Origin of the sequence: Kolteria novifilia, from assembly GCA_007748055.1 — a bacterium.
In the GTDB taxonomy this organism is placed as follows: Bacteria; Planctomycetota; Planctomycetia; order Kolteriales; family Kolteriaceae; genus Kolteria; species Kolteria novifilia.
Genome location: CP036279.1, coordinates 4,483,777 through 4,507,632, shown reverse-complemented (window position 1 = coordinate 4,507,632; position 23,856 = coordinate 4,483,777). Strand labels below are relative to the sequence as shown.

23 protein-coding genes are annotated in these 23,856 nt (G+C 60.5%); 13 read left to right on the top strand and 10 right to left on the bottom strand.

Features of this window, described 5'->3' with window-relative positions; translation table 11 throughout:
* Positions 1–116: 116 nt before the first annotated feature.
* On the top strand, positions 117–809 hold the full coding sequence (gene queC, locus Pan216_RS16500) for a 7-cyano-7-deazaguanine synthase QueC (RefSeq protein ID WP_145259469.1): 693 nt from the start codon (positions 117–119) through the stop codon (positions 807–809).
* A 35-nt stretch (positions 810–844) separates the two neighbouring features.
* Here queC and Pan216_RS16495 read toward each other — a convergent pair whose 3' ends face one another.
* The 6 genes from Pan216_RS16495 to Pan216_RS16470 all read right to left on the bottom strand — a co-directional run bounded on the left by Pan216_RS16495 (position 845) and on the right by Pan216_RS16470 (position 6,166).
* Positions 845–2,101, bottom strand: coding sequence for a sialidase family protein (locus Pan216_RS16495; protein WP_419192617.1), 1,257 nt, complete (start codon positions 2,099–2,101; stop codon positions 845–847).
* Positions 2,102–2,167: 66 nt separating this feature from the next.
* Complete coding sequence (locus Pan216_RS16490) at positions 2,168–2,905, bottom strand: 3-keto-disaccharide hydrolase (RefSeq protein WP_145259465.1); 738 nt, start codon at positions 2,903–2,905, stop codon at positions 2,168–2,170.
* Between the two features lie 351 nt (positions 2,906–3,256).
* Positions 3,257–3,955 (bottom strand): IS630 family transposase, encoded by a 699-nt coding sequence (locus Pan216_RS16485; protein WP_145254028.1) that lies wholly within the window; start codon positions 3,953–3,955, stop codon positions 3,257–3,259.
* A complete protein-coding gene (locus tag Pan216_RS16480; protein WP_145254025.1) occupies positions 3,952–4,395 on the bottom strand; it encodes a helix-turn-helix domain-containing protein in 444 nt (147 codons plus the stop codon). Before Pan216_RS16480 ends, Pan216_RS16485 begins: the two co-directional genes overlap by 4 nt.
* Positions 4,396–4,644: 249 nt before the next feature.
* Entirely contained in the window at positions 4,645–5,604 is a 960-nt protein-coding gene (locus Pan216_RS16475; protein ID WP_145259463.1) for a hypothetical protein, read from the bottom strand.
* A complete protein-coding gene (locus tag Pan216_RS16470) occupies positions 5,594–6,166 on the bottom strand; it encodes an RNA polymerase sigma factor (protein WP_419192616.1) in 573 nt (190 codons plus the stop codon). The genes Pan216_RS16475 and Pan216_RS16470 overlap by 11 nt, the downstream gene beginning before the upstream one ends.
* A 174-nt stretch (positions 6,167–6,340) precedes the next feature.
* Here Pan216_RS16470 and Pan216_RS16465 point away from each other — a divergent pair, with 174 nt between their 5' ends.
* Positions 6,341–6,853 (top strand): hypothetical protein, encoded by a 513-nt coding sequence (locus tag Pan216_RS16465; protein ID WP_145259459.1) that lies wholly within the window; start codon positions 6,341–6,343, stop codon positions 6,851–6,853.
* A gap of 17 nt (positions 6,854–6,870) precedes the next feature.
* Here Pan216_RS16465 and Pan216_RS16460 read toward each other — a convergent pair whose 3' ends face one another.
* The gene (locus Pan216_RS16460; RefSeq protein WP_145259457.1) at positions 6,871–8,094 is read right to left on the bottom strand and encodes a lactate racemase domain-containing protein; all 1,224 of its coding nucleotides are present in this window, start codon (positions 8,092–8,094) and stop codon (positions 6,871–6,873) included.
* 280 nt (positions 8,095–8,374) lie between these two features.
* On the opposite strand from Pan216_RS16460, the gene Pan216_RS16455 reads away from it, so the two are divergent.
* Both Pan216_RS16455 and dnaA read left to right on the top strand, forming a co-directional pair.
* A complete protein-coding gene (locus Pan216_RS16455; protein ID WP_145259455.1) occupies positions 8,375–9,295 on the top strand; it encodes a DMT family transporter in 921 nt (306 codons plus the stop codon).
* A 1,008-nt stretch (positions 9,296–10,303) separates the two neighbouring features.
* The gene (gene dnaA, locus Pan216_RS16450) at positions 10,304–11,680 is read left to right on the top strand and encodes a chromosomal replication initiator protein DnaA (protein WP_419192615.1); all 1,377 of its coding nucleotides are present in this window, start codon (positions 10,304–10,306) and stop codon (positions 11,678–11,680) included.
* Between the two features lie 169 nt (positions 11,681–11,849).
* Here the strand turns inward: dnaA and Pan216_RS16445 are convergent, their stop codons facing one another.
* On the bottom strand, positions 11,850–12,593 hold the full coding sequence (locus Pan216_RS16445) for a phosphoadenylyl-sulfate reductase (RefSeq protein ID WP_419192614.1): 744 nt from the start codon (positions 12,591–12,593) through the stop codon (positions 11,850–11,852).
* A 520-nt stretch (positions 12,594–13,113) separates the two neighbouring features.
* On the opposite strand from Pan216_RS16445, the gene Pan216_RS16440 reads away from it, so the two are divergent.
* The 6 genes from Pan216_RS16440 to Pan216_RS16415 all read left to right on the top strand — a co-directional run bounded on the left by Pan216_RS16440 (position 13,114) and on the right by Pan216_RS16415 (position 19,083).
* Entirely contained in the window at positions 13,114–13,332 is a 219-nt protein-coding gene (locus Pan216_RS16440; protein WP_145259449.1) for a hypothetical protein, read from the top strand.
* Positions 13,333–13,513: 181 nt separating this feature from the next.
* A complete protein-coding gene (gene fliJ, locus Pan216_RS16435; RefSeq protein WP_145259447.1) occupies positions 13,514–13,972 on the top strand; it encodes a flagellar export protein FliJ in 459 nt (152 codons plus the stop codon).
* A gap of 149 nt (positions 13,973–14,121) precedes the next feature.
* Positions 14,122–14,787, top strand: a complete 666-nt coding sequence (locus tag Pan216_RS16430; RefSeq protein WP_145259445.1) for a hypothetical protein — start codon at positions 14,122–14,124, stop codon at positions 14,785–14,787.
* A 72-nt stretch (positions 14,788–14,859) separates the two neighbouring features.
* Positions 14,860–16,536, top strand: a complete 1,677-nt coding sequence (locus tag Pan216_RS16425; protein WP_145259443.1) for a flagellar hook-length control protein FliK — start codon at positions 14,860–14,862, stop codon at positions 16,534–16,536.
* A 170-nt stretch (positions 16,537–16,706) separates the two neighbouring features.
* Complete coding sequence (locus Pan216_RS16420) at positions 16,707–17,180, top strand: flagellar hook assembly protein FlgD (protein WP_145259441.1); 474 nt, start codon at positions 16,707–16,709, stop codon at positions 17,178–17,180.
* Between the two features lie 76 nt (positions 17,181–17,256).
* Entirely contained in the window at positions 17,257–19,083 is a 1,827-nt protein-coding gene (locus tag Pan216_RS16415; RefSeq protein WP_145259438.1) for a flagellar hook-basal body complex protein, read from the top strand.
* Positions 19,084–19,171: 88 nt separating this feature from the next.
* Here the strand turns inward: Pan216_RS16415 and Pan216_RS16410 are convergent, their stop codons facing one another.
* Positions 19,172–19,789, bottom strand: a complete 618-nt coding sequence (locus Pan216_RS16410) for a M67 family metallopeptidase (RefSeq protein ID WP_419192613.1) — start codon at positions 19,787–19,789, stop codon at positions 19,172–19,174.
* A 197-nt stretch (positions 19,790–19,986) separates the two neighbouring features.
* Between Pan216_RS16410 and Pan216_RS16405 the strand changes: the two genes are divergently transcribed.
* On the top strand, positions 19,987–20,787 hold the full coding sequence (locus Pan216_RS16405) for a putative hydro-lyase (protein ID WP_419192612.1): 801 nt from the start codon (positions 19,987–19,989) through the stop codon (positions 20,785–20,787).
* A gap of 241 nt (positions 20,788–21,028) precedes the next feature.
* On the opposite strand, the gene Pan216_RS16400 is transcribed toward Pan216_RS16405, so the two are convergent.
* The gene (locus tag Pan216_RS16400) at positions 21,029–22,540 is read right to left on the bottom strand and encodes a sulfatase family protein (RefSeq protein ID WP_145259432.1); all 1,512 of its coding nucleotides are present in this window, start codon (positions 22,538–22,540) and stop codon (positions 21,029–21,031) included.
* 231 nt (positions 22,541–22,771) lie between these two features.
* On the opposite strand from Pan216_RS16400, the gene Pan216_RS16395 reads away from it, so the two are divergent.
* The gene (locus tag Pan216_RS16395; protein WP_145259429.1) at positions 22,772–23,317 is read left to right on the top strand and encodes an RNA polymerase sigma factor; all 546 of its coding nucleotides are present in this window, start codon (positions 22,772–22,774) and stop codon (positions 23,315–23,317) included.
* Entirely contained in the window at positions 23,314–23,700 is a 387-nt protein-coding gene (locus Pan216_RS16390; protein ID WP_145259427.1) for a DUF6768 family protein, read from the top strand. The genes Pan216_RS16395 and Pan216_RS16390 overlap by 4 nt, the downstream gene beginning before the upstream one ends.
* The last annotated feature ends 156 nt before the right edge of the window (positions 23,701–23,856 follow it).

Below are 23,856 nucleotides of genomic sequence, written 5' to 3'. Positions count from 1 at the left end.
TCGTACAATATTGGCCGTTGTCCCTTGCGACGCCCACGCGACGCGAACTGTTCGTTTGGTCGCACGGCGGAGCGTAAGGGAGTCGCGCTACGCGCCGTTGACCCGAGGTTCTCCCGATGAGCGAACAGCAAAAGAAGGCGGTCGTCCTGCTCAGTGGCGGATTGGATTCGGCAACGGCGCTCGCGATTGCCCAAGAACAAGGCTTTCGTCCCTTCGCGCTCAGCTTTCGCTACGGTCAACGCCACGCGATCGAGATCGCCTCGGCCCAGCGGGTCGCCAGGAACGCGGGAGTTGAGGAGCACCGAGTCGTGGACATCGACTTGGGGGCGTTTGGCGGTTCCTCGCTGACGGACGACTTAGCCGTTCCAAAGGGGCGCAGCGACGAGGAGATGTCGGGCGGCATCCCGCTGACGTACGTCCCCGCGCGGAACACGATCTTTCTCTCCTACGCGCTAGCGTGGTCCGAGGTACTGGGGACCGGCGACATCTTCATCGGCGTCAACGCGGTCGACTACAGCGGCTATCCCGACTGTCGACCCGAGTACGTCGAGGCGTTCGAGCGGATGGCCAATCTCGCGACCAAGGCTGCCGTCGAGGGCACCTGTCCGGTCACGATCCACACGCCGCTGGTCAGGTTGACCAAAGCGGAGATCATCCGCCGCGGTCACTCGTTGGGGGTCGACTACGGAGCGACGCTCAGTTGCTACGATCCGGGAAGCGACCACATGCCGTGCGGCGCTTGCGACTCCTGCCAACTGCGCGCCAAGGGTTTCGCGGAAGCGGGACTCAAGGATCCCGCCCTCGTCTAGCGTGTCGTTGAAACAATCGCCGCTTGTTCGCGTGGCTACTTCGATCGTTTGGCGAGGGGGCGACTGATGAGCAGCTTCCGTTTCGAGTTGGGAGCGACGAGTTTGCCCGCGAGGACATCATCCTCGGTGAAGCGAGCGAGTAGGATCTCGCCATCGGTGGCGCGATTGCGGTCATAGGAGATGTAAATCGTCCCATCTTCCGCCTGAAAACCATCGGGATAGCTGATCCCTTTTCGCTCGTCGAGCACGAGTCCACCCTTCCACGATTTGCCGTCGTCGTCGGACAACCACGCGCTGAGCTTGACGCGGCCCTGGTGCGAGTCGATCTTGTCGCCGTGCTTGATGAGTAGCAGACGTCCCGACCGCAGCCGTCGGATGTGAAAGCGGGCGTTGGGATGCTTGATCCTCGACGCGACGGGCGTCGTCCACGATTGACCTCCATCGGTCGAGGTGCTTTCCATGATCCCCTTTCGAGTTCGGGCGAGCATCCAGAGCGATCCATCGTTTCGCTCAACGACCATGTGCTCGTGCCAGTCGGGGTTGGGAAAGGTCGCCTTGCCCCGGCGCTGCCAGGTATCGCCCTTGTCACCGGAGACGAAGACATTCGCTCCACGGTGCGGATCGAGTTTCGAGAAGCAACCTTTGAAGGGGCCGAAGCCGCCGCGCTGGTCGAGCGAGATCGGCAACATCCACTCGCCCGAGGACAAGATGGTTGGCTTGTTGAGGGTCACGCCATGCCAAAGACGCCGTGGTCGGGACCATGTCGGCGTGTCGCTGTCGGGATTGGAGCAGACGGTGGCCCAGACGCCCGCGCGGCCATCAAACATGTCCATCGACTGATCGAAGAAGAGCCACAGCCGACCTTCGGGGTCGGTCCAGAGGTTCCCCACGAGAATGCTTCGTGGACGCGGCAGTTTCTTCGAGTGGGAGTCGAGCACGAGTCGGGGTTTTGACCAGGTCTCGCCGTTGTCGTCGCTCGTGGCGAGGACAAAGTACGCGGCCGGGCTATCGCCGCCGGCGACCCAACAGGCCCAGAGTCGGCCGCCGGGCGTTCGCGCGATCCCGATCGTCATGCCGTAGTCGAGCTGGTCGTAGTCGTACTTCGGCAGCGGGGAGGTGTTGGGCTCTGGCGGGATGAGGGCGAGGTCGGCGATCTTCTCCATCACCTCGATCTCGAAGTCACGGATCTCTTTCGGGGGCATCGTCGTGAAACGGTTTGTCTCGGAGTCGTCCGCTATCAGTGGGAAGGTTCCCAACATCGTGATCAATAGCGCCAGCGCCGATCTCGCCACGTTCTTCATCGTCAAAATAACCTCCGTGCTCGCTGTTGGTCAGTCGGGGACGCGTGGCCTGAATGCTTACTTCAGTCGCTTGGCACCTTCGGGAACAGGAGTTTCGTCAGGGGAGACCAGTCCGCCGTCGGGTAGCTCCTTGAGCTCGACGTCCTTGATCTCGATCGTCATCACCGGGCCGCGGTGGACTTGAAAGGCGATCACCCCCTCGAGTTCGCGTTCGGCCTCCTGGTGATCGATGATCTCGGCGGATGTCTTCCCGTTGATCTTGTGAATGAGTCGATTCCCATTCGCGATGATCGTGTACTCGTTCCACTCGCTCGGATCGACCTCTTGCACGGGGCCCGTCGAACCAGCGAGCCAGCGCTTGCCGTCCTTGGCGATGACGACCTTTTGGCCGTGTTGGGCGACGATGCCCCGGCCTCGCTCGTCGTAGAGCATGCCGAGGTAGTTCGGGTTGGGGTGCATGTCCATCTGGTAGCCCTTGACGACATCGTCCCCGACGTCGGTCAACGGCGTCGCGCGGTACTGAATCCCGGAGTTGTTCTTCCCCGTGAGTTTGGCTTTCAGCCGCAACTCGAAGTTTTTCGGACGCGATCCCTCATAGATGAGGAACTTGTTGTAGGGAAGCGGTTGAACGTCCTTGGTCTCGCCGACGATGACACCGTCATCGACGCGCCAGATCTTCGGATCCCCCTTCCAACCCTCCAGCGACTTGCCGTTGAAGATCGGCGTGAAGTCGTCGGCGAGAGCGACTCCCGTTCCAAGGAGCCCAACAACCAGGGAAGCGACAAACCATCTCATGGTGTCCTCAATCTTTCGTGTGGAAGAGCGCGGCACTCGCGAAACGTGATCGGTTCTCGATCAGTTCGGCACCGATGGTAACGCTTTGGGAGGCCATCTTCCACGAGTAGTCGCGAATTGCGCGCCCGTGCCGACTTGGCGAGCCGGGTGTTCGCTCTGGACGTTGAAGACGCCGAGGGACTCGCTGTCCGTTGATTGAAGCGGGCCAAGGCGAGAATGAGCGATGTTGACCAAGATCAAGGAGAAGAAACGCAGGCGAATCCGTAGATTCGTCGAGTTTCGTCGACGCGGAGATTGTTCAAAAGGGCCGTTCACAGCCCGCGGCGAATAGATCAACGGGCTGCTAGTGCATCATCCATTCTTAATTTTTGGGTAGAGTCGGGCCAGTTTGGTGCGTGCTTCGTCGATTTGTAGTTGCCAGTCGACGCCGCGCTGCTTCTGGTTGGTCTGATCGGACCAAGCCCCGATTTCGTCTCGTAATTCGTCGAGTTCGCCGACGCGTCGACCGGTCAGACACTGTCGTGTCATCGCGCTCAGTTCGCATTCGGCGACGTTTAGCCAGCTCCCATGCTTCGGAGTGTAGACGAACGTGATTCGCTTGACATAGGCACGTGCCACGGCAGGCTCAAACAACTCGTAGAACGCTCCCTTGGTGTGGGTGTTTAGGTTGTCGAGAACCAGCGTCACTTGCTGGCAATCGGCGTAGCGAGTGTCGAGCAGTTGCGCGACCTCTTGCGCCCAATCAACCTTGGTGCGTTGCGACCTGGCCGTCGCTTGGCGAAAACCTGAAAGCGGCTCGCTGAACATGAAGATGCTCGCCGTTCCGTTTCGTTCATACTCGTAATCGACTCGCTTGGGATGGTCCTTGGCAGCTTCAATCGGCTGCCTTGTTTCTTTGATCAGCTGGACCGGTTGCTCGTCCATGCAAATGACCGGATGGTCTGCATCGTAGGGTCTTTCATAGGTTTCGAGGACTTCCTCCATGCAAGCGACGAACTCAGCGTCGTTCTCGGGGGGGATCACCCAATAGTCGATCATACGCTTGGTCATGCGATTTTTTTTAGCGTCTTGCGAACGGTCTCGGGACAAATGGATTCCACTACCTCTAGTTTAACCAATTGATCGGCAAGCAGTTGCAGCGTCCACTTGCCGTATCCCTTGGGCGGCTCTCCCAGACGCATGGCGATTAGTCTTGCTTCGGCCTGCCCGTCGAGCTTCGGCGGAGTCGGTGGCTTCTCGCGTCTCATTCCATCCAATGCCAACGCAAAACTCTCGGTGACTAGGCGTTTGCGTAGATTCTCAACGGTCTGGACACGACAACCAAAAGCCTCGGCAATTCTCTCATCCGTCCACGCCGGACCGTTGGCGTCTGTCTTCAAGAGCATTTGTGCCCGTCGAACCTTCTGGGAGGAGCCTTTGAGCTTCTTGATGACCGCGTGACAAGTTGCGCGTTCCTCTTCCGTGAGGCGAACGATGTACTTCTTGTTCATTGGGAAACCTCCGTGCTTTCCAGGAAGCAGCAAGTTTCCTCGAACAGAAGCAATCAACCAACCCGAAATCCTAGGATAGATGAACCACTAGGCTCCGTCTCAAGACTCGGCTCTGGCTTCGACTCGCTGCATCGGCACGGGACTTTGTCGGACTGCATTGAGGAATCCAGCCGATTCGCCTGCTTCGCCCTCCTCGACCCGCACCGATTGGCTGTGTCTCGGGCCGACGACCTACTTTTGAGATGAAGCCTAGAAGTCGTCGGGGGGGAAGGGGGTCGACTCACTGGTGCCGATGACGGTGTCGTCGGAGTTGACGCCCGAGGCGATTAGATCGGTATCGTTGACGAAGAGATCCTCGTCACAGCCGTAGGTTCGGCTCGGCAACCAGCGAACGCAGCCGTTAGCGAAGAGGACGTTCTGGCCGGCGTCTTCGTGATTGGGACTGTTGACGAAGAGCGGATCGCCGGTTCGCGGCGGCCGATCGCTAAGGACGGGACGGGCACTCTGACGCAGCGGTGCCCCGGCGTGATGGCCGCGATTCATGTGGCCGAGCGAGTAGCCGTAGGACCCTCCCATCTGTCGCCGCAGATGATCGACGTAGGCGAGCCGATCGGTCGCTTCGAGAAACTCGTTGAACGTCGGAACGTGAACGACGCCGTTGTTGGCCGAGGGGCACAGGAGGACGGCATCGCTCGAAAGTAGGTGACGCTCCTTGAGTTGGACCGCGAAACATCCCGCGTTGTTGAACGGGCCGCCGGTCGCGATGAAGGGAAGCCGTTCGGATTCCTGGTCGGCGTAGACACCAAAGGCGGTGCCGAGTTGACGCAGCTTGTTGGCGCAAAAAAGTCGCGCGTGTTCCCGGCGAAGTTCCCCGATCGCGGGGAGGGCGAGGGTCGAGAGACAAGCGAGGACGCTGGCGGCGATCAGGACGTCGAGGAAACGGGGACCGGAACTGGCGTCGGATGCCTCCGTCATTGTGCCCAGTCGGTGATCGCCGATCCGTTCGAGCGTACGCTCTCCCAGGCCGGAGGGGACGTCGACGCCGAGATCATCCTCGGAAAGGGGAGCGATGAGGGCACGAACTTCCTCGAGACGCTCGCGAAGGGCGGGGTCGCGCTCGAGTTGTTCTTCGATCGCTTGCTCTTCGTCGGGTTCGAGGCTGTTGAGTAGGTAGCCGATTAGATCAAGGTCGTCGGACTCACGTGTCACGATCCAGTCCCATGTTGGTCCATTCCGTGCCGAGTCGCGAGATCGCGGTATGAAGTCGCGATTTCACGGTCCCAACCGGAATGCCGAGAATGTCCGAGACTTCCTTGTACTTCAAGCCTTGATAGTAAGCCAGCACGACCACCTGCCGCAGGTGCGAGGAGAGTCGGTCGACCGCTTTCCTGACCAAGTGGCGCCGTTCGCGACGCAACGCTCGAGCTTCCGGCTCCGGCGCTTCGTCGGGCAACCCCTGGAGCATCGAATTCTCCGCGTCACGACCCTGTCGCTCGAATTCCTGATCCAGACTTGGGCGCCGGTGGCGTTTGTTGCGACGAATCAAGTCGATGGCTTGGTGCGTCGCGATGGTGTAGAGCCATGGGCGAAAGGGCCGTCCCGGTTCATAAAGATGCCGCTTCAGATGGACCTGCAAGAAGGTATTCTGAAAGACATCCTCGGCGAGATTCGGCTCTCCCAACATCCGGTGCAGATAGCGAAACAGCTCGCTCTCGTAGCGTTGAATGAGCTCCGTTAAACAGGACTCGTCGCCACCGACATAGGACTCCATGAGCCCTTCATCGGTCGCGGCTTGTCGCGGAGTTGTCCCGTCATCTGCTTTTACGCATCTGATCGACTTGCTGTTCACCATGATGATCGTCCGGCTCGTGAGGTTTTGCCGCGTGCCCCATTATCACGCAATGTCATTCGGCTTCAAAGGTCAAAGATTGGAAAGGAGCGTCCCGTGGCGCGTCAGCAAGCGGACCGCGACGATCTTTTTCGCGAGGCTCGGGGCCTTTCCCAACGTGTCGAATTCCGGATCCCAGCCCCCCCAACCAACCAAGGCAGTCTCCCTGCCGACCCGGTTTGTCTCGCCGGAATCACCGGTCGAGGTGGGGTTTCGATCTACCTCGGCCAGGACTATATGCTGGGATTCAACGCTCGGGGAGAGCTGCGCCGGGTTCATCGCCATGGGCTCTCCTACCGCGCCGAGAAAGGGAGACAGCTTACCGAGTTACGCCGAGAGAGAATTGATGACCGTCCCGTCAATATCTCTCGTGGACTCTTGGCTTCCGAGATGGAGTCGTTACGGATCGAATTCGGCCGTGTCGTCGATCGCGTACGCCAAACGCTCGCCGCGAACAAGGTCGCGATCAGCCGAGCCGCTCCCGAGGGAAGGGAAGCCGAGGTTGTTTCCAACCTCTTGGCAGTACTGAAGCTTGTCGCCGAACCCCCGGTGATCGCCGATGGCATGTGAGTCGACAGTTGGGAGAATCAATTTCCCAGCGTAACCCGGGCTCGGTCGGCGTTCTCAATGACGTAGCAGCTCCGGGAACGCTCGATCAAGCGATTGACCTCTCGTTCGTTGCTCACGTGAACCATGCCGAGCGATTCGACCAGATCCTCGTCGAGCGAGGACATCAAGTAGAGCCGCGCCGAGGTGAGAGCGGTGGCGGTTTGGACGGTCGAAAGAGAATCGGCGCTGACCTGGCCGAGGTCTTGTTGGCGGACACGGCCAATGGCGTCCATGGGGTTCTCGTTGTCGAGCAACCATGCCCCCGTTTGCCCGATGGGCTGATCGAGATCGGTGATCAAGAGGACGATCGCATCCCGCGAGGCGACATGACTTGCCGTCTCCAGCGCGGTGCTGGCCGCCAGCCAGTCGGCGCCGGGCGTCGAGGTGGTCGCGATGACAAGGTCGGACGTCGCCTCGGGCGGATCGATCATCCAATGGTCGAAGGTCGCTTGGTCGGCACACTTCTGGACCTCATGATACTCGCCAAACCAAACGTGGGAGATTTTCCCCGAGGAGTCGGTGTCGACCTGGAGGGCGTAGAGCAGACCCGCGAGCCAAGCGACTTCCTCCGATTCCTGCCGTTTGCGAAGGCGCATCTCCGATCGCCTCATCTGTGCGGCGAGCATCCGCGCTCGGGCGATCGTCTCGGCGTTGGAAAGTCTCGGAAAGAGTTGCGACGATGTCCCCATCGTGCCCGTGAGTGGATCGAAACCGGTTCGTGAGATGACGAGCATGAAGTCGGCTTCGGCGACGGTTCGGTTGAGATAGATCCGTCGGCCTTCCTCGGTGCTGGCCACGTACGCGTGGGCGTCATCATCTGTCGGGTCGTGTTCGATGAAGCTCAGTTCGGCAAAAGCGCCACGTAGCTCCTCGACGAGGCGCGTGGACGTCGCCTTCTCCGGGGGTTCGTGGACGATGGCGATTTTCGGCCGCTCGATCCCCGCGGCGACCAACGAGTCGATGATCGGGCCGACCAGCTCGCGGGGCTGGGGCAGGTCACTCGCGACGATCAACGCGACGTGATCGCTCGGTGTCACGGCTCGGTTGACCGGCGGAAGGCTGATTGGTTCCTCGAGCGCCTTACGGACCTTCTCCGAGAGGTCGCCGTTGGTTTGCGATGGACCTTGAAAGTGGCCGAAGAGTTTCTCTTCCGGCACGCTGATGCGAAGCGGCTGCTCTCCCTGCCGCAAATCGATGATCATAGAGTTTCCGCTAGTTCCTGGATGATTTGGAGAACGCGTCTCTCGCGCCCCATCCTATCTATGCTTGGTAAGCACGAGTCCCGATGACAAGTTGCGGTCGGGAGAGGGCCCGATCGTGAGGTCACGGATGTGGAAAACTCGCTGACAGCGTCAGCGAATGAAAAGATTGCAAACGCTGTTACCGTGTGCCTGGATTACCTAGTCGGGCTTTCTTTTCTATGGTGCCTGTGCTCTGAGTTCCGCGGGACTTGAGTCGAAGTTTCGTGAAAGGTTTCCTCTGTTGCCCATTTCTCCTAGTGCTCGTGGTCGACTTCTTGTGTTGACGGCGGCGATCCTCTGGTCGACCAGTGGGTCATTCGTGAAGAACATCGACGTGCCCGATGTCGCGATGGCCGCGATCCGCGCTCTGGTCGCGGGTAGCTTCATGGCCGCGTGGGTGGCGATGGCGCGGGTCCGGCTGACGTGGAGTTGGCTGATGCTGCCGATGATGCTGTGTTATATGATCATGAATTACCTCTTTATTGGGGCCGTTCAGCGAACGACGGCCGCGAACGTGATTTTTCTGCAATACACCGCCCCCCTTTGGATGTTTCTAGGGAGCGTTCTGCTTCTCGGAGAACGCGCCGATCGTCGCAGTCTCTGGTGTCTCACGGCGGGCATGATCGGGATTCTGGTGATTCTGATCGGGCATGCGTCGGAGCTGGCGTCGCATGGTGTTGGTTTGATGATGGGGCTGACCAGTGGCTTCTTCTACGGTTCGGTCGCGCTTTTCCTTCGCGGATTGAGCTCTCACGACACCGCTTGGCTGGTGGCGATGAACAACCTCGCGGCGGGGATGGTGTTGGTGGTGGTCTTTTGGGTCGTGGGCGGCGACTTTGCCGGTTGGGGGATAGGGGGGGCTGAGTTCGGGTTTCTATGTCTCTTCGGAATCGCGCAACTCGGTATCCCGTACCTCGTCTTCGGGATGGGGCTACGAACCATTTCGCCTCAAGAAGCGGGACTGATCACCCTCATCGAGCCGGTCCTGAACACCTGGCTGACGTACGTGACGGCCGGCGAGGCACCCAGTCGATCGACGATTGTCGGCGGAGCGATCTTGCTGTTGTCGATTTCGCTGCGATATCTTCCGTTCAAGCGAATCGCATCTCCCCTGTGGTTTGGGAAAGAGAGGGAGAGAACGATCGCCGACTCGGATCAGTAACGAGCTGGTCGCGGTTTTGGGGTTTTGGCATCGCGGATTGGCGAAAGTGGAGAAGGTCCACCCGTTGCGGAGAAACAGTGCGCAGGGTCAACCAGGCTCACGGGACCGACCAAACAAACAGGTCGAGAGCGTGGGAAAGACTACCGGCTATGCTGAGGATGAGGGAAGCTGTCCCACCGATTGACGGGAGTTCGTTCGCTTCGCGAACTCCCTTTAGAGACTCGGGTCGATGATTGCCGAATCGATCAAATCGAAGGTGTGGGACAACGACAACGGAAGGGCTCACCAGAAAGAGCTAGCGATCCTTGCGGTGCCGAATTTGGCTACGCATCCGCCGCTTCTTGCGACCGATTTTGCGACGACCATTTCCTCGACGACGACTACCCATGCGCTTGGCTCTCCCGCGCGATTGAGATTCAACGTGAACAGGTCCGAAGATGGGGGACACCCCAGCGGATTATGCTACGACGGAGGCTCGCGCTCGGCCAGGGCCAAATGGCGTTTTGGACGCAGGAGGCGAGAGGACCCGTGAAAACTCGATCGAAAAGATGCGCGTGCCCCGATGTGACATTGGGGTGTCAGCGATGGGCAGCTTGGTGGAGGTCGTTCGCGCAATTTCGAAGCGACGGCGAGTTCTTCCTAACCTCGGGGATGTGAAAGGTTAATGGAGGGGACGTGATCTCCGTCCGCCACGGCGTCTGGAGCGTTTCGACAGTTTATACACGATTGGAGAAGGCCCTTTTGGGTTCACCGGATTTGAAGCGACTATTCATAATGACTTCACATTCAGGGACTTCGAGAGACTGCGCCGGGTCGGCTCCGAGGCTCTCACGTCGAGTTTGGGTTTTCTGTTTTGACAACGCTCCCGGTGGCACTAGGATTGGACCCACCTAGCAAATGACCCAGCGCCTCAATGCTCGCATGGCCGAGCCAATTTGTGTTGCTTAACGATCGAAAATTTGGTTCGTTTCCTTCGAAGGACCGCCTAGGAAGGAACGGGGGGGTTCCGTGACCGCTGTTTCGTCTGTAGACCTGACGAACGTCGAGCTGGAGATCAAGGAGGCGATCGGCTCGCAGCGCTTCGATTTGTGGTTTTCCGGGAATACCAACCTGGTGATCGACCGGGACGCTTTGGAGATAGGCGTTCCGAATCGTTTCTTTCGCGAGTGGCTCGAGAGCCACTTTCAGGACGAGATTCGTGAGGCCGCGCGCCGCGTTGTCGGTTCGCCGCTGCCGATTCGGTTCCGTATTGATCCGACCCTCTTTCAGCGCAGTCGCAAAGAGCAGCCGGTCGCCCCCAAGGCGAAACGACCGGCCAAGGCCCTTCCGGCCAAGCGACCGGGACGACCCTCCCGCTACGCGCTGTCTCGGTTCGTTGTCGGTACGCCCAACCGGGTCGCCCACGCGGCGAGTTCGGCGCTCATTGAGAATCCGCGAGAGAGCTATAGTCCACTCCTGATCCATGGCGGGATCGGATTGGGAAAGACGCATTTGCTCCGAGCCGTCGAGGAAGCTCTACGGGGGCAACATGCGAACCTTAAGGTACTCGCCCTTTCGTGCGAGGAGTTTACCAATCAGTTCGTCGAGGCGATGCGCTCCAACAAGCTCGCCGTCTTCCGACGGAAGGTGCGCCAGCTCGATGTGCTCATCGTCGACGATGTGCAGTTCCTGGTGGGCAAGCGAGGAATCCAAGAGGAGTTCCTCCACACGCTCAACTCCTTGGAGGCACGGGGTGGCAAGGTCGTCCTCGGTTGCGACGTCCATCCCCGGCGATTGGGAAAGATCGCCGAGGAGTTGCGGTCTCGGTTTGTCGCCGGGATGGTGGCGCGGCTCGACCCGCCCAACCAGGAGATGCGGCGCCAGATCCTAAGGGAGAAGGCGGCGCAGCGCCTCATGGACTTGCGAGAGGATGTCATTGGTTTCCTCGCGGAGAACATTCGCTCGAATGTCTGCGAACTCGAGGGAGCCCTGAACTATCTCGAGCACTACTGCGAGACGATGGAAGCATCGCTCGATCTCGAAACCGCGCGTGGTGCCCTGGTCGAGATTCTTCGGCACCAAGTTCCGGTCCTTCGGGTCGGGGACATTCGCGGCAAGGCCTGCGATATGTTCTCGTTGAATCCCAAGTTGATTTCCCAGCGGTCGCGAAGCCGGGCGGTCTCCCATCCGCGGATGCTGCTCTTGTACCTCGCACGAAAGTACACGCAAGCGACCTACAGCGAGATCGGCAAGGCGATCGGCGGCCTGAATCATTCGAGTGTCATCGCGGCGGAACGCAAAGTCACCAAGATGATCGCTCAGGATGAGGAGATCGTGCTGGGGGAACGGACGTGGAAAGTTCGTGACGCCATCGAAACGTTCGAGCGGGAGCTCGGGCGAGCCTAATCGAACCGGCCCTCTACGTCGCCACGGGCGGCGAGGGCGGCCGGCTCACTTCAGTCATTGATGAGACTCAGGGACGAGGAGCCGAAAGGCACTCCATGGGGACGAGGGACCGTCCCCACCCATCTTTTCCTTCCGCATGACGCTTCGCGCAACACGTTATTTTCGCGGATCAAATCCCCGAACCGTCGACGAAGTTAATCCCGCAGTACTTGGGACCCTCGCCCTCGGCTTCGCGGAGATGGCGCCAACGGCCCGCGCGCGGGTCTTCGCCCGGTGCGACCGGCGTCGTGCATGGCGCGCAGCCGATGCTCGGATAGTTCTCCGCGTGGAGCGGGTGGATCGGAACGTCGTGCTCGGCCAAATAGGACTCGAGGCGTTCGGTCGTCCAATCGAGGATCGGATACATCACGTAGCCGTCGAATCGCGGGTCGACCGAGATCGGTTGGACGTTCTTTCGCTTGCCCCCTTCGCCTTGACGCAAGCCGAGCATCACCAAGCGATGCCCCTTTTGCTTGACGTGGTCGATGAAAGGGACCTCCTTTCGCAGGCGGCAGCATTCGGGCTGGCCGTCGACGAATAGGTAAAGTTTGCGGCCGTAGAGTCGCTCTTGGTCTTCCGGCGTCTTCTTCGGATAGAGGGTCATCACGTTCAGGTGGTAGCGGCGCATGAACTCGTCGCGGACCTGAAGCGTTTCGTGAAAGTGAAAGCCGGTATCGACAAAGAGGATCTCGTTCTCGAGGTTGAGCCGATGGAAGAGATGCATCATCGCCGAGGCGGTCTTCTGCATGCTCGAGAGCAGCACGGCCTGGAGGCCGAACTGGTCGATCGCCCAGCGAATCCGGTCTTCGGACGAGAGCGAAAGTAGTTCTTCGTTGGCTTGCTCGAGATCAATCGATTCTTCGGTCGTGCTCACGCTACCATCTTTCCGCTGATCCCAAAGTGACCCTCGCTTGCTCCCTTCTCGAGGGAGCGACGTTGCCATCCCTGGGGCACGTCCATCGTCATCGTCAGTGACGGTCGGAGACGAGTGCCCCCGCTCGCGAGGCGTGTGATCATCTAGACATCATAGGGCGTTGTCCTCGGCAGGGGAATGTCGATCGAGCTTCCTCCCCGGCGGAGCGAGCCACGTCCGCTCGGAGGAGGTTCGTCAGTGGGCGACGCGGTCGCGCTCGGCCGAGACCGGCGACCTCGCTCGGAAAAGTCGTGTTGAAGGCCCCGTTTGGCCGATGACAAAGGTGAGTCGTTCTTTGGGGTTAAAAGTGATTTCGTCGGTCGGGGCGAAAGCGTGGTTTCTCGGGGTTTTGGCGCTTTCGGCTTTAGGAGCGACGCTCTCACGGACGATGTCATCAAGGAACGCCGACAACCGCATCGGTCTTGAACCGAGGGTGTTGGACCCACTGGAGATCCTGACCCGGAGATCGAAGGAAGAGGAAATGAAGAAGTTGATCCGGAACACGATCCTTGGGCTGGTACTGGCGACTCCTCTCGTGTCGACGGTGGGATGCCAAACATACCAAGTCGGCCAAGTTCTCCCATCTCCGTTCATGCTTTGGGACGACGTGCAGTACTTCCCCAAGGGCCCGAGCTTTCCGCTGTTGAACGAGCTCAACGCCCAGCGTGCCGCCGAGAACGAGCGTCTCAATCAGAAGTGATGAAGGCGAGTCCTTCCGCGATGGTCTCTGTGGACCACTTCTCCCTGAGTGGTTTGCGTCGATCCGTTCGCCATCTTTCGACCGGAACATGCCTTCATGTTCCGAAACTCGGCTTGCCCTCTTGCGAATGCCATTGTCCTATACTTGGCTACATGGTCGCTTCGGTTGAGGGGCTCCACTCGTGAAACGGTTTCAGTTCCGCCTAGCTCGCGTCCAACGACTCCGGGAGCGGACGCTCCAAGAGCGTCAGGTGGAATTGGCCGAAGTGATTGAGCATCAACAGAAGATCGAAGCCGAGATCAGCCGTCTCGATTCCGACCGGACCGGCGAGAAAGACTCGCTGCGGGACTACCTTGGTCAGGGGACCATCTCCATTGATCATGTGATTCAGTCACACCTCTACGACGGTTCCCTCCGCAACGCGAAACGGCAACTCGAAAGCCACCTCGAGCAGGTCCGACGTCTCGTCGACTTCCGACGCGCCCGCGTGCTCGACGCCGAGAAGGACGTCAAAGTGCTCGAGAAACTTGGCGAGAAGGCCCGGCAGCGATATGACGCCGACGTCAGTCGCGAGGATCAACAGCTCCTCGACGAGCTCGCCCTTCAGTCCGAGCAACGCCGACACTACTCGGAGGGGTAGGGGCGACTTCTCACCACCGGCCCACGTGTCGATCGCGACAGACGGCTTCTACTCGCATCCGAATACCACTTGGCATCGCGTATTCCGCGGTGCGCCGTCGAATCATCATCAAATCTTCAACGGTTTGCTAGAGCCTCGAGGGACGGGTCATGATGCGTTGGATTGGGAACATTTCGACCTTCATTCTGTTGCAACTCGCGTTTCTCGTGATTTTTCTGTTAGCCATCGGCAGACTCCCGAAACACGAGCTAGGGTTACTGTGGCAAGCGATTAGGACTGGGAAATCTTCGCAGGCTGCTCCGGTTGACTCCGTTGATGCTGAAAGTGAGCCGAAGGAGGAGGAGCCCGATGCACCACCCGATTTCGAGTCGGAGCTTCAAGAGCTAACGCTGGCCCGTCGGCAGCGGCAGCGACAGGAGCAAGAGCTACAAACGCTCGCCAAGACGCTCGACATCAGACAGTCCGAACTCGATCAGAAGATTCAACTGCTCGGGAAACTGAGGAAGGATCTCGAGGCGAACGTCGAGACGAAGAAAGAGGAGCTTGTCGAGAAGGGGCAGACGGAGTTGATCGCTCGTTTGGAGGTGATGCGACCCAACCAAGTGAGGGACTTCCTTGTCGACTTGCAGGATCCTCAGCAGCCCATTGAGTACATCAAGCTTCTCGATCCCGCGATCGCCGCGAAGGCGTTTCGGGAGTTCAAGACCGAGGATGACATCGGGAAACTCAATCGCTGGCTCACTGAAATCGGAGAAGGACAGCCGGAGGTCTCCGAACTTAATAACCTCCAAGACAAAGCAAGGGCGACGCCGTAAGGCTGACGCTCACGGGATACGCGGGACCAGTCGAATTCACTCACCCCTTGGGCGCGGTGGTACGTTGACCGGATGAAACAGCTTCCTCTTCTAACCGCGATTCCCTTCCTGAAGAAGTCGCTCGAGACGATCGATGCTCCTCAGGCGGGGGACAACGCGCTCGGCGAGGCTTTCCTCGCGGCGTTCCGGGCCGCGGCCGAGGCGGGGATGCCCCAGCATGCGGCCCTCGCGACCACGATGTCCCAATCGCTGATGACGGTCCCTTCCGAAGTCCAGGAAATCGAGGGCCTCCTCGAAATGCTCGGCGTTGATCCCTCGAAGGCCGAAAGCATGCTGGGCGACTTGGCGCTTCTTGATGCCCAGCCCGAAACCCTCTCCGCGTCCCTGAAAGTCTCTCCCGACGAGTTACTGGCTTCGCTTTCCCTGCTGAGCGACGACGTGGAGTTTCCGGAAGCGGTCGACGAGTTTGACGATCCTCTGCCATCGCTCGAGGAAGATCTTCCCACCGTGAAGGAAGATTCCGTGAGCGGCCAGGAGCCGACGGAATCGAGTCCGAAGCCGTCAGCGTCGTCGGATCTCGCGCGGCTGGTTCATGAACAAACGGTGAAGAACGATCCCGAGACGATCGGAGAGAGGGCCCTCGAGAGCGACCAACCGAGCGCTGTCGTGGAGAGGTCTCCCACGCAAGAGCCGATCGGAACGGCCAGCGCGATCGCGGCCCATCCGGATATGGAGCTTCTTAGGCGGGTCGCTCCCAAGCAAGTGGTCGACAAGGTCTTGGCCTCGGTTCGTCGCGACTCGGCGCGTCCATTGACGCGCCCCACGAAGTTCGAGGAACCGGTCGTCGATCTTCCCGAAGATGTCGCGGGCAAGTTGCTCGCACGCAGCGATCAAGTCGCTCCGTTGATCCCGGAAGTGGCGGCCAACGTCGAGCAGGCTTCACCGGCGACCAAGCCGACCACCGACCTGTCGAGCACTGTGGTCCTCGCGTCAGCGGAGGATTTGGTGGACGAGGGATCAGAAGGACTCGCTCTCAAGGCCGAGGCGCGACCGTCCGTGGTCGAGATCCCGCAACCGCTCGCGCCGGGATCGGCTCCGGGCGTCGACCTCGGGGGGGCGATTCGGCCGATCGCGGTTCCGCTCAAGGACATCGAACGACTCCTCGCCAAGCAGACGCCGCCAGTCGCGTTGGAGGAACTGATCCGGTCGGAAACGGCAGCCCAAGCCGAAGGATCGACAGTCGAGGACCGAAACGCGTCGGCGCTCGCCAAGACCGACCGCGCCGAGTTCGTTCAACGAATCAGCGAGGCGCTTCAGCGAGCCAACTTGCAGTCGCCCAAGAAGATCGAGGTCGATCTGCATCCTCCGGCTCTAGGAAAACTGCGGCTGCAAGTGATCAATGAGGGTGGCCAGTTGCACGCTCGGATCGAAACGCACTCGGCCGCCATCCGTACGCTGTTGACCGAACACCTGGCGACGTTGGATCGCCACATGACCGATCAAGGGTTGACGCTCCAGAAAGTGAACGTGGAGCACGTCCCCCCGCCGCCGGAGAGCGCGGCCGACGAGCACCCGCTTCACGACGGTCGGGAAAATCACGATCAACCCCCACAGCAGGGGGAGCAGGGAAAGAGAGACCACGAGGAGGTCGCGGAAGAAGCGATCGAAGAGTCGTCCCCGAACCGATCCCGCGCGGTCAGTATCGGCGACTTGCTTTCGCTCGCGACCGGCATGGATCGAACGATCTAGTGCCATCCCAGACCCAAGCGACCGGGTGCCACTGGCTGCTTGCCGGCCAGTGAGAAAGGGTAGGGAGACTGCAAAGCGATCTCCCGCGTTCGACGGAACACGAGTCATCGGCGTCAACGCCGACAGGGTGAGAAGACAATCGACGGTTCGCAAAACGGAAGAGAGTCGTCATGAACGTGAACGATATTTTGAACACGCCCTCCGCCTCCACTTCCTCGACGGAAGTAAGCCGGGGGAACGATTTCGGTTCGCTCAAGACCGAGGATTTCATGCAGATCCTCATCGCGGAACTGTCCAATCAAGATCCGCTCGAGCCGATGGACAATGAGCAAATCCTCAATCAGGTGCAAGCGATCAACGAGGTCAACGCCACGCAATCGCTGGTCGAGACGCTCGGGAACTTGAGCCTTTCCCAGGGACTTGGGTCCGCGAGCAACCTGATCGGCAAGGAAATCACCGCGGAGGTCGGAGGCGTCGAGGTCTCCGGCATCGTCGATCGCGCTGAAGTTGAGGACGGCGAAGTCTTCGTCAGTTTCGGCGACCAGCGCGTGCCACTCTCGTCCGTCACCGGCGTCAGTGATCCGGTCGCGGAATCGGACGATGCGGAAGCGGGGGACGACTTGGAAACGGATCTTTTGGTCTGAACACACTCAAGCGAGCGGGCGGTGAAGCAACCGGTCGCGACAACACCTTGATCGGTATCTTCAGGAGTTTCACACCATGGGCATCGGACCGGCACTAAGCACAGCCATCTCCGGCTTGAGTGTCAACGAATCGGCCATCGACGTTATCGGCAACAACCTCGCGAACACGACGACGACCGCGTACAAGCGGTTCCGCGTACAGTTCGTCAACAACTTCCTGAGCACATCCAACTTCGGGTCCTCCCCGGTTAACGGCCTCGGAAGCAACCCGACCCAGTTTGGGCAAGGGGCCCGTCTGGGAGGGGTCAACGTCGACACCCAACCGGGCGCTCCGACGCAAACGGGGCTTCCCAGCGATCTCTACATTCAGGGCATCGGCTACTTCGTCGTCTCCGGCAACGACCAAGAACAGCTCTTCACCCGAGATGGCGGTTTCGCGGTCAACGCCAACTCGGAACTGGTGACGAGCGAAGGACTCAAGGTCCAAGGCTTCGGCATCGACGAAGAGTTCGAGATCCAGCAGACGGTCCTGACCGACATCGAGATTCCGCTCGGTTCGCTGCAAGTCGCCGAAGCGACGACCGAAGCGTTCATGGACGGAACGCTCAATCCCGATGGCGATCTTTCGACCAACGGCACCCGGCTGCAAAGTGTGGCCCTCAGCGCCGCGACCGCGGCGACACAACTCGATTCGATCACGCTCGCCGGCGGCGGACCATCGCTGATTGACGACGGACTCGGTGGTGGAAACTTCAGTGGTCCGGTCGAGCTGACCTACACGCCGCGACGAGGGGCAAGCTTTCTCGAACCGGCGACGATCACACTCAACCCGACCGACTCCCTGAGCACGCTGACCGACTTCCTCGCCGATTCGCTCGGCATCGACACCTCGCTCGATTCGACCGCGCTCTACGACAGCACGACGACGGTGTCGGCGGGCGGTCCGGTCCCGGACGACTTCCGCGACCCGGGCGTCTATTTCGAAGGCGACACCATTCCTCCTTCGGGAGATGTCGTGCCGGCGGGAACGATCCAAGTGATCGGCAACCTGGGTACCGTCAACGACTTCACGATCTCGGCGACCGACTTCGAAGTGCGGCCGGTCAGCGACCCAACCGTGACCGGACGACTCGATTTGAGCTTCCCAACTACCGTCGCCCAAGCGACCGGCGAGAGTTCCCAGACGACGTTCGCCGTCTTCGACTCGCTCGGCAATCCGGTCGAAGTGACCGCGGCGGTTTACTTGCAGAGCTTGGGGACCGAGTTCAGCGAGTTCCGCATCGTCTTCTCGTCGCCCGATCAAAGCCTCGACCCCAACAACCTCCCCGCGGGGGTCGCGTCGCCGTTCGATCGGGGGCTTGGTTCGGCGGTGCTCCGTTTCGACTCGCGCGGTCAACTCGACAGTGTCACGGGCACCGACCTGACGGTCTACCGACAGTTGACGGGGGCGGCCAATCCCCTCCAATTCAACGTCAATGTCGATCAGATCGCCGCGTTGGCGGTGGATCAGAGTCGGCTCGCGGTGGTGAGCCAAGACGGATCGCCGACGGGCGTGCTCATCGACTTCGGCATCCAGGCCGACGGCACGATCGTCGGGGCGTTTGACAATGGCGTCAGTCGCCCGCTTGGCCAAGTCGCCCTAGCTCGCTTCGCCAATCCGGCCGGCCTGGTGCAGATCGAGGGCAATCTCCTGCGATCGGGCCCCAACAGTGGGCTGCCCTTTATCACGACGCCGGGGGAGAGCGTCGGGTCGATCCTCAGCGGCTTCCTGGAACTGTCGAATGTGGAAATTTCCGAGAGCTTTGTCGATCTGATCACCGCGTCCACCGGTTTCGCCGCCAACGGTCGGGTCATCGCAACGTCGCAGGACTTGATCGACACGCTCTTACAGTTGCCGCGCTAACGCGTGCTCTTGGAGCGAACCTCCATCCCTTCCCTTGGTGCTCCGCGGACGGACTTGGTCCTTCGCGGGGCACTTTGCTTTTCATCCGTTAGTCGCCTGACAGACGCTCGCCGGTCACGATGCGAACGATCTCCTCTTGGGTACCGCGGGATAGCTCGGGCCAACGACTGACGACATACGCCAACCCCGCATCGATCGGCTTGCCGGCCCCGTTCCTCTCCCCGATTCCATCTTCTCCCGAGGCGACTTCCGCCGTCGCGGCTGTCTCGCCCTCGACGTGAATGATCTCCCAAGCGACCTCCGCGAATTTTTCCTCGCCAACCAGATACGCGCGGACGACCGGTTCGGGCGAGGCCAACGAGACGATGAACTGCGGCACGCGGCGATAGTTGTTCCGGGCCATGTCGACTCGGCTCGGAATCGCCTCGGTGGAGGGATGCGAGTGATAAATCCCCAGGAGCTGTTCGCCTTTCTCGCGGATCTGTTTCATCGGGGCAAACAAGCCGTGGGCCGCGAGATAGCGTCGGTCGTCCTCCGCTTCGTTGACGAGCGGATAGATCGAGCACACTAGTCGCCTGGTCCCGCCCAGGAGGCCGCAACATTCCCGAGGAACCTCTCGCTTGGCATGCTCGATCATCGATCGAACGATCCAGCGTGGCACGCGCAGGGGGGAGTCGTCGACATGGCTATTGGTGTTGCTGTTCACGAGTGCCATTTTATGCGGCGACCGGCGGCCGAGCAGGTGGGTGGACGATCAATCTCCACGGCGACGATCGAGTACCCCCCTCTTGAACGAGTCCGCGAACACTCGGAGAATGACCGGAACACTTCACGTGGAGCATGCTTTGCCCCTTCATCGAAGATCGGTCGAACGCCACGTCGCGACCTCAGGAGAACTCGTCCTTGACCATCGAGCTTCCCGAAACGATTCGGCGGCGTTGCCGTGCCGGAACCCTTGCCGGACCCACGGCGGGGTTGGCACCCGGCTATGCCCAGGCGAATCTCGTCATCGTCGGAAAGGAGGACGCGTACGACTTCCTCCTCTTTTGTCAACGAAACCCCAAGCCGTGTCCGCTCCTGGAGGTGACCGAACCGGGCGATCCGCGAGTCGATCGCCTCGCGTTCGGGGCCGACTTGCGAACCGACTTGCCGCGCTACCGCGTCTATGAACGCGGCGAACTGATGACCGAGCTGATGGAGATTCGGACGCAATGGACGGAGGACTCGGTCGCGTTCCTGCTCGGGTGCTCCTTTACCTTCGAGTCGGCGCTGCTTGAGGCGGGCGTCGGGGTAAGGCACTTGGAAGAGACCGGTGCGGATGGTTGTTCGAAGAACGTTCCCATGTATCGGACGACGCGACCCTGCCGACCGGCCGGTCGATTCGCGGGGCCGCTCGTCGTCTCCATGCGACCGATTCCAGCCAGCTTGGTGGCGAGGGCGGTGGAGGTGACGAGCCGTTTTCCCGCAGTGCACGGAAGTCCCGTTCACGTCGGCGATCCGTCCACACTCGGCATCGCTTCGCTCGAACGACCCGACTGGGGGGACGCAGTGACGATCAAGGATGGTGAAGTGCCGGTCTTCTGGGCATGCGGAGTCACGCCCCAAGCGGTCGTTCTCGAGTCGCGGCTCGAGCGATGTATCACGCACGCACCTGGTCATATGTTTGTCACCGACGTACGCGACAACGACCTGGCGTATTGCTAGGGGCTTGGGCGGCGTGCTCGGTTCATGACGTCAGAGCGATGCTCGTCCATAGTCATTGCGGTGTCATTGGGAATGACGGGAGCATTCCGCACCGTCGCGGCGAGCGTGAGTCTTTCTTAGCATGCCCACGGCGAGCGTGAGTCTTTCTTAGCATGCCCACGGCGAGCGTGAGCATGACACCCAGAAGACCGTTGGCGCCCAAGGGTCGCTTGGCAGTCAACTCACCAATCAGGACGGGAAACTAGCTCTTCTTGTCTGGTCGTCCCAGCGAGGGCTGAGTGCTGCGTCCGGGCGGACGGGCGCCCGCTCCCTTCTGTTTGGTTGCCGAGTCACCGAGTTCCGCCCGCATCTGGTCGCCCAGCGTCTTGAGACGAGCGACGACGTCGGGGTACTTGTTGGCGACGTCTTCCCGTTCGCCGATGTCGGCATCGAGATCGTACAGTTCGACGCCCGTCTTCTTCTGCACGTAGGGCGATGGAGTTCCATCCTTGCCTGGTTCTCCCTTGAGAGAGCGGTAGGGATGCGGGAAGTGGAGCTTCCATTTGCCCTGGCGGATCCCTTGAAGCTGCTTGCCGTAGTAGAAGTAGTAGGCCTCCTGCGGCGACTTGGCGTTGGGCTCGCCCGCCATCAGCGGCCAGATGTTCTTGCCGTCGATCGTGTGATCGGGGAGCTTCGCCCCGGTCAGGTACGCGATCGTCGGGAGAAGATCGATCGTCATCGCCGGTTCGCGGCAGACCGAGTCAGCGGGGATCTTGCCGGTCCAGCGCATGAGGCAGGGAACTCGGGCGCCGCCGTCAAAACTCGTCCCTTTCCCTTCGCGAAGGGGCAGGGCGGAGCCCGCGTGATTGCCGTAGGAGAGCCAGGGGCCGTTATCGGAAATGAAGACGATTAGCGTCTTTTTCGAAAGACCGTTTTTGTCGATGGTGTCCATGACCTGCCCGACGGACCAATCGATTTCCTGGATGACATCGCCGTAGAGGCCTTGCTCGGACGAGCCCTTGAACTTGTCCGAGACGAAGAGAGGCACGTGGGGCATGCTGTGAGCCAGGTAGAGAAAGAAGGGGCGATGTTCATTCTTCTCGATGAACGCGACCGCCCGCTCGGTGTACCGAGTCGTCAACTGACTTTGGTCGGGGTTCAGCTCGAGGACCTTGTCCTTCTCGATGAGGGGAAGGTCGGGAAACTTCTTGTTCGTCGGATGGCTCGGCCACATGTCGTTCGAGTAGGGAAGACCGAAGTAGTCATCGAAGCCGTGCTCGGTCGGGAGAAAGTCGAGCCGGTCTCCCAGGTGCCACTTGCCGTACGCCGCCGTCGCGTAGTCCTTCTGTTTGAGCAGTTCCGCGATCGTTGTCTCCTCAGCGTTGATGCCGGTTGCCGATCCTGGACCCAGGGCGCCGAGGATGCCGACGCGGTTGGAGTAGCACCCGGTCAGGAGGGCCGCGCGCGACGCGGAGCAGACCGCTTGGGAGACGTAGAAGTCGGTGAACCGCATCCCCTGGTTGGCGAGCCGATCGAGGTTGGGGGTCTTGAAGCCCTTGGCCCCGAAGGTGCCGACGTCGGCATAGCCCAGGTCGTCGGTGAAGATGATGACGATGTTGGGCGACGCGCTCGAGGTGGCCGCTCGGGCGGTCGTGGCGACGGCACCAAGGAGCACGAAGGCGACGAATCCGAGATGGGGGGGCAACGCGCGGCGGCATCGACGAGGGGTGTCGCCGACCGGGGAAAAGGAGCAAGGACGACCGAACTCTCGCATTAGGCTACTCCGAGGGCAGAACGTGGCATGCCGTATCCATGAGGTTGGCCCCAGTATCGGTGGCGATGGTGCGAGAGTCAACGGCTACTGGCACTCGGGCTCTTTTGGCAGTTTCGATGACAATTTCGGATGCGTTTGTTGAACCGATGGGTGCCGGCGCTCGACCTGGAAGGTGTATCGCGTCAGAAGCGATGAAGCGACCTGGAAAAAGGAAACCGGGGCACTTTGGCGATGGAACGATCCCCCGAACAGATCGTCGACGAACTGCTCGTCTTGCGCTGGCAAGAGGGTAACGCGGCGGCGGTCGAAGCGATGGTCGAGCGCTGGCAGCCACGACTTTGGCGACATGCCTGTCGTCTGCTCGGTCGACGCGACGTCGCTTCGGACATCACCCAGGAGGCGTGGATCGCCATTGTCAAAGGAATCGGTCGGCTGCGCGATCCCGCGTGCTTTCGCCGTTGGGCCTTTCTCATCGTGACACGCAAGTGCGCCGATTGGATTCGAGTTCAACAGCGACAGCGCGACGTCCTCCGGCAGGTCCCGGTCCCCCCCGAAGAGGCCGACGACGCCAGCGCCGACGGGGACGAGATCGAACGATTGCGGTGGGCGATGAAACGACTCCCCGAGGAGCGGCGCGTTTTGCTGGCGATGTTCTATCGCGAGCAGATGTCGCTTCACGAGATCGCCGACATCCTGGAGATCCCGGTCGGGACGGTGAAGTCGCGCCTCTACCACGCTCGCGAGGAATTACGAGAAGTCATCGAAAGGAGCCAATGATGAGTCATCTTGATGACAAGATTCGCCAAGCTTTGGCCATGGATGATACCGATTTGTTGCAGCGGATGGATGAACAGTCGCTGCAGGAGAAGATCGTCGACTCGTTTCGCGGCCGATCGCGCTGGTTGGTCGTGTTGACGTTCGTGGGGACCTTCGTCTTCACGGTGTTGATGTTCCTATGTGCCGCCGCCTTCTTTCAGGCGGAATCGGTCCGGGCGCTCGTGGGCTGGAGCGTCGGCTTTCTCTTTTGTTCGCTCACGGTCAGTCTCTTCAAGATTTTCTACTGGATGGAGCTTCACAAAAACACCGTGACCCGCGAGCTCAAGCGACTGGAACTGCAAGTCGCCCGACTCGCCCAACGCCTGGAAGAGGCTTCCTCGTGAGCTGATGGGTTAAGTCCCTGCCCAAGGGATTCTCAGGTGCCGCTGCCCACGCTTGCCGTGGGCAGATGGGAAACACTTGCCGTGGGCAGATGGGAAACGCTTGCCGTGGCGAGGTGTTACTGGCTCTCAAGCGGCCGGCGGCACCCGTGGAACAGG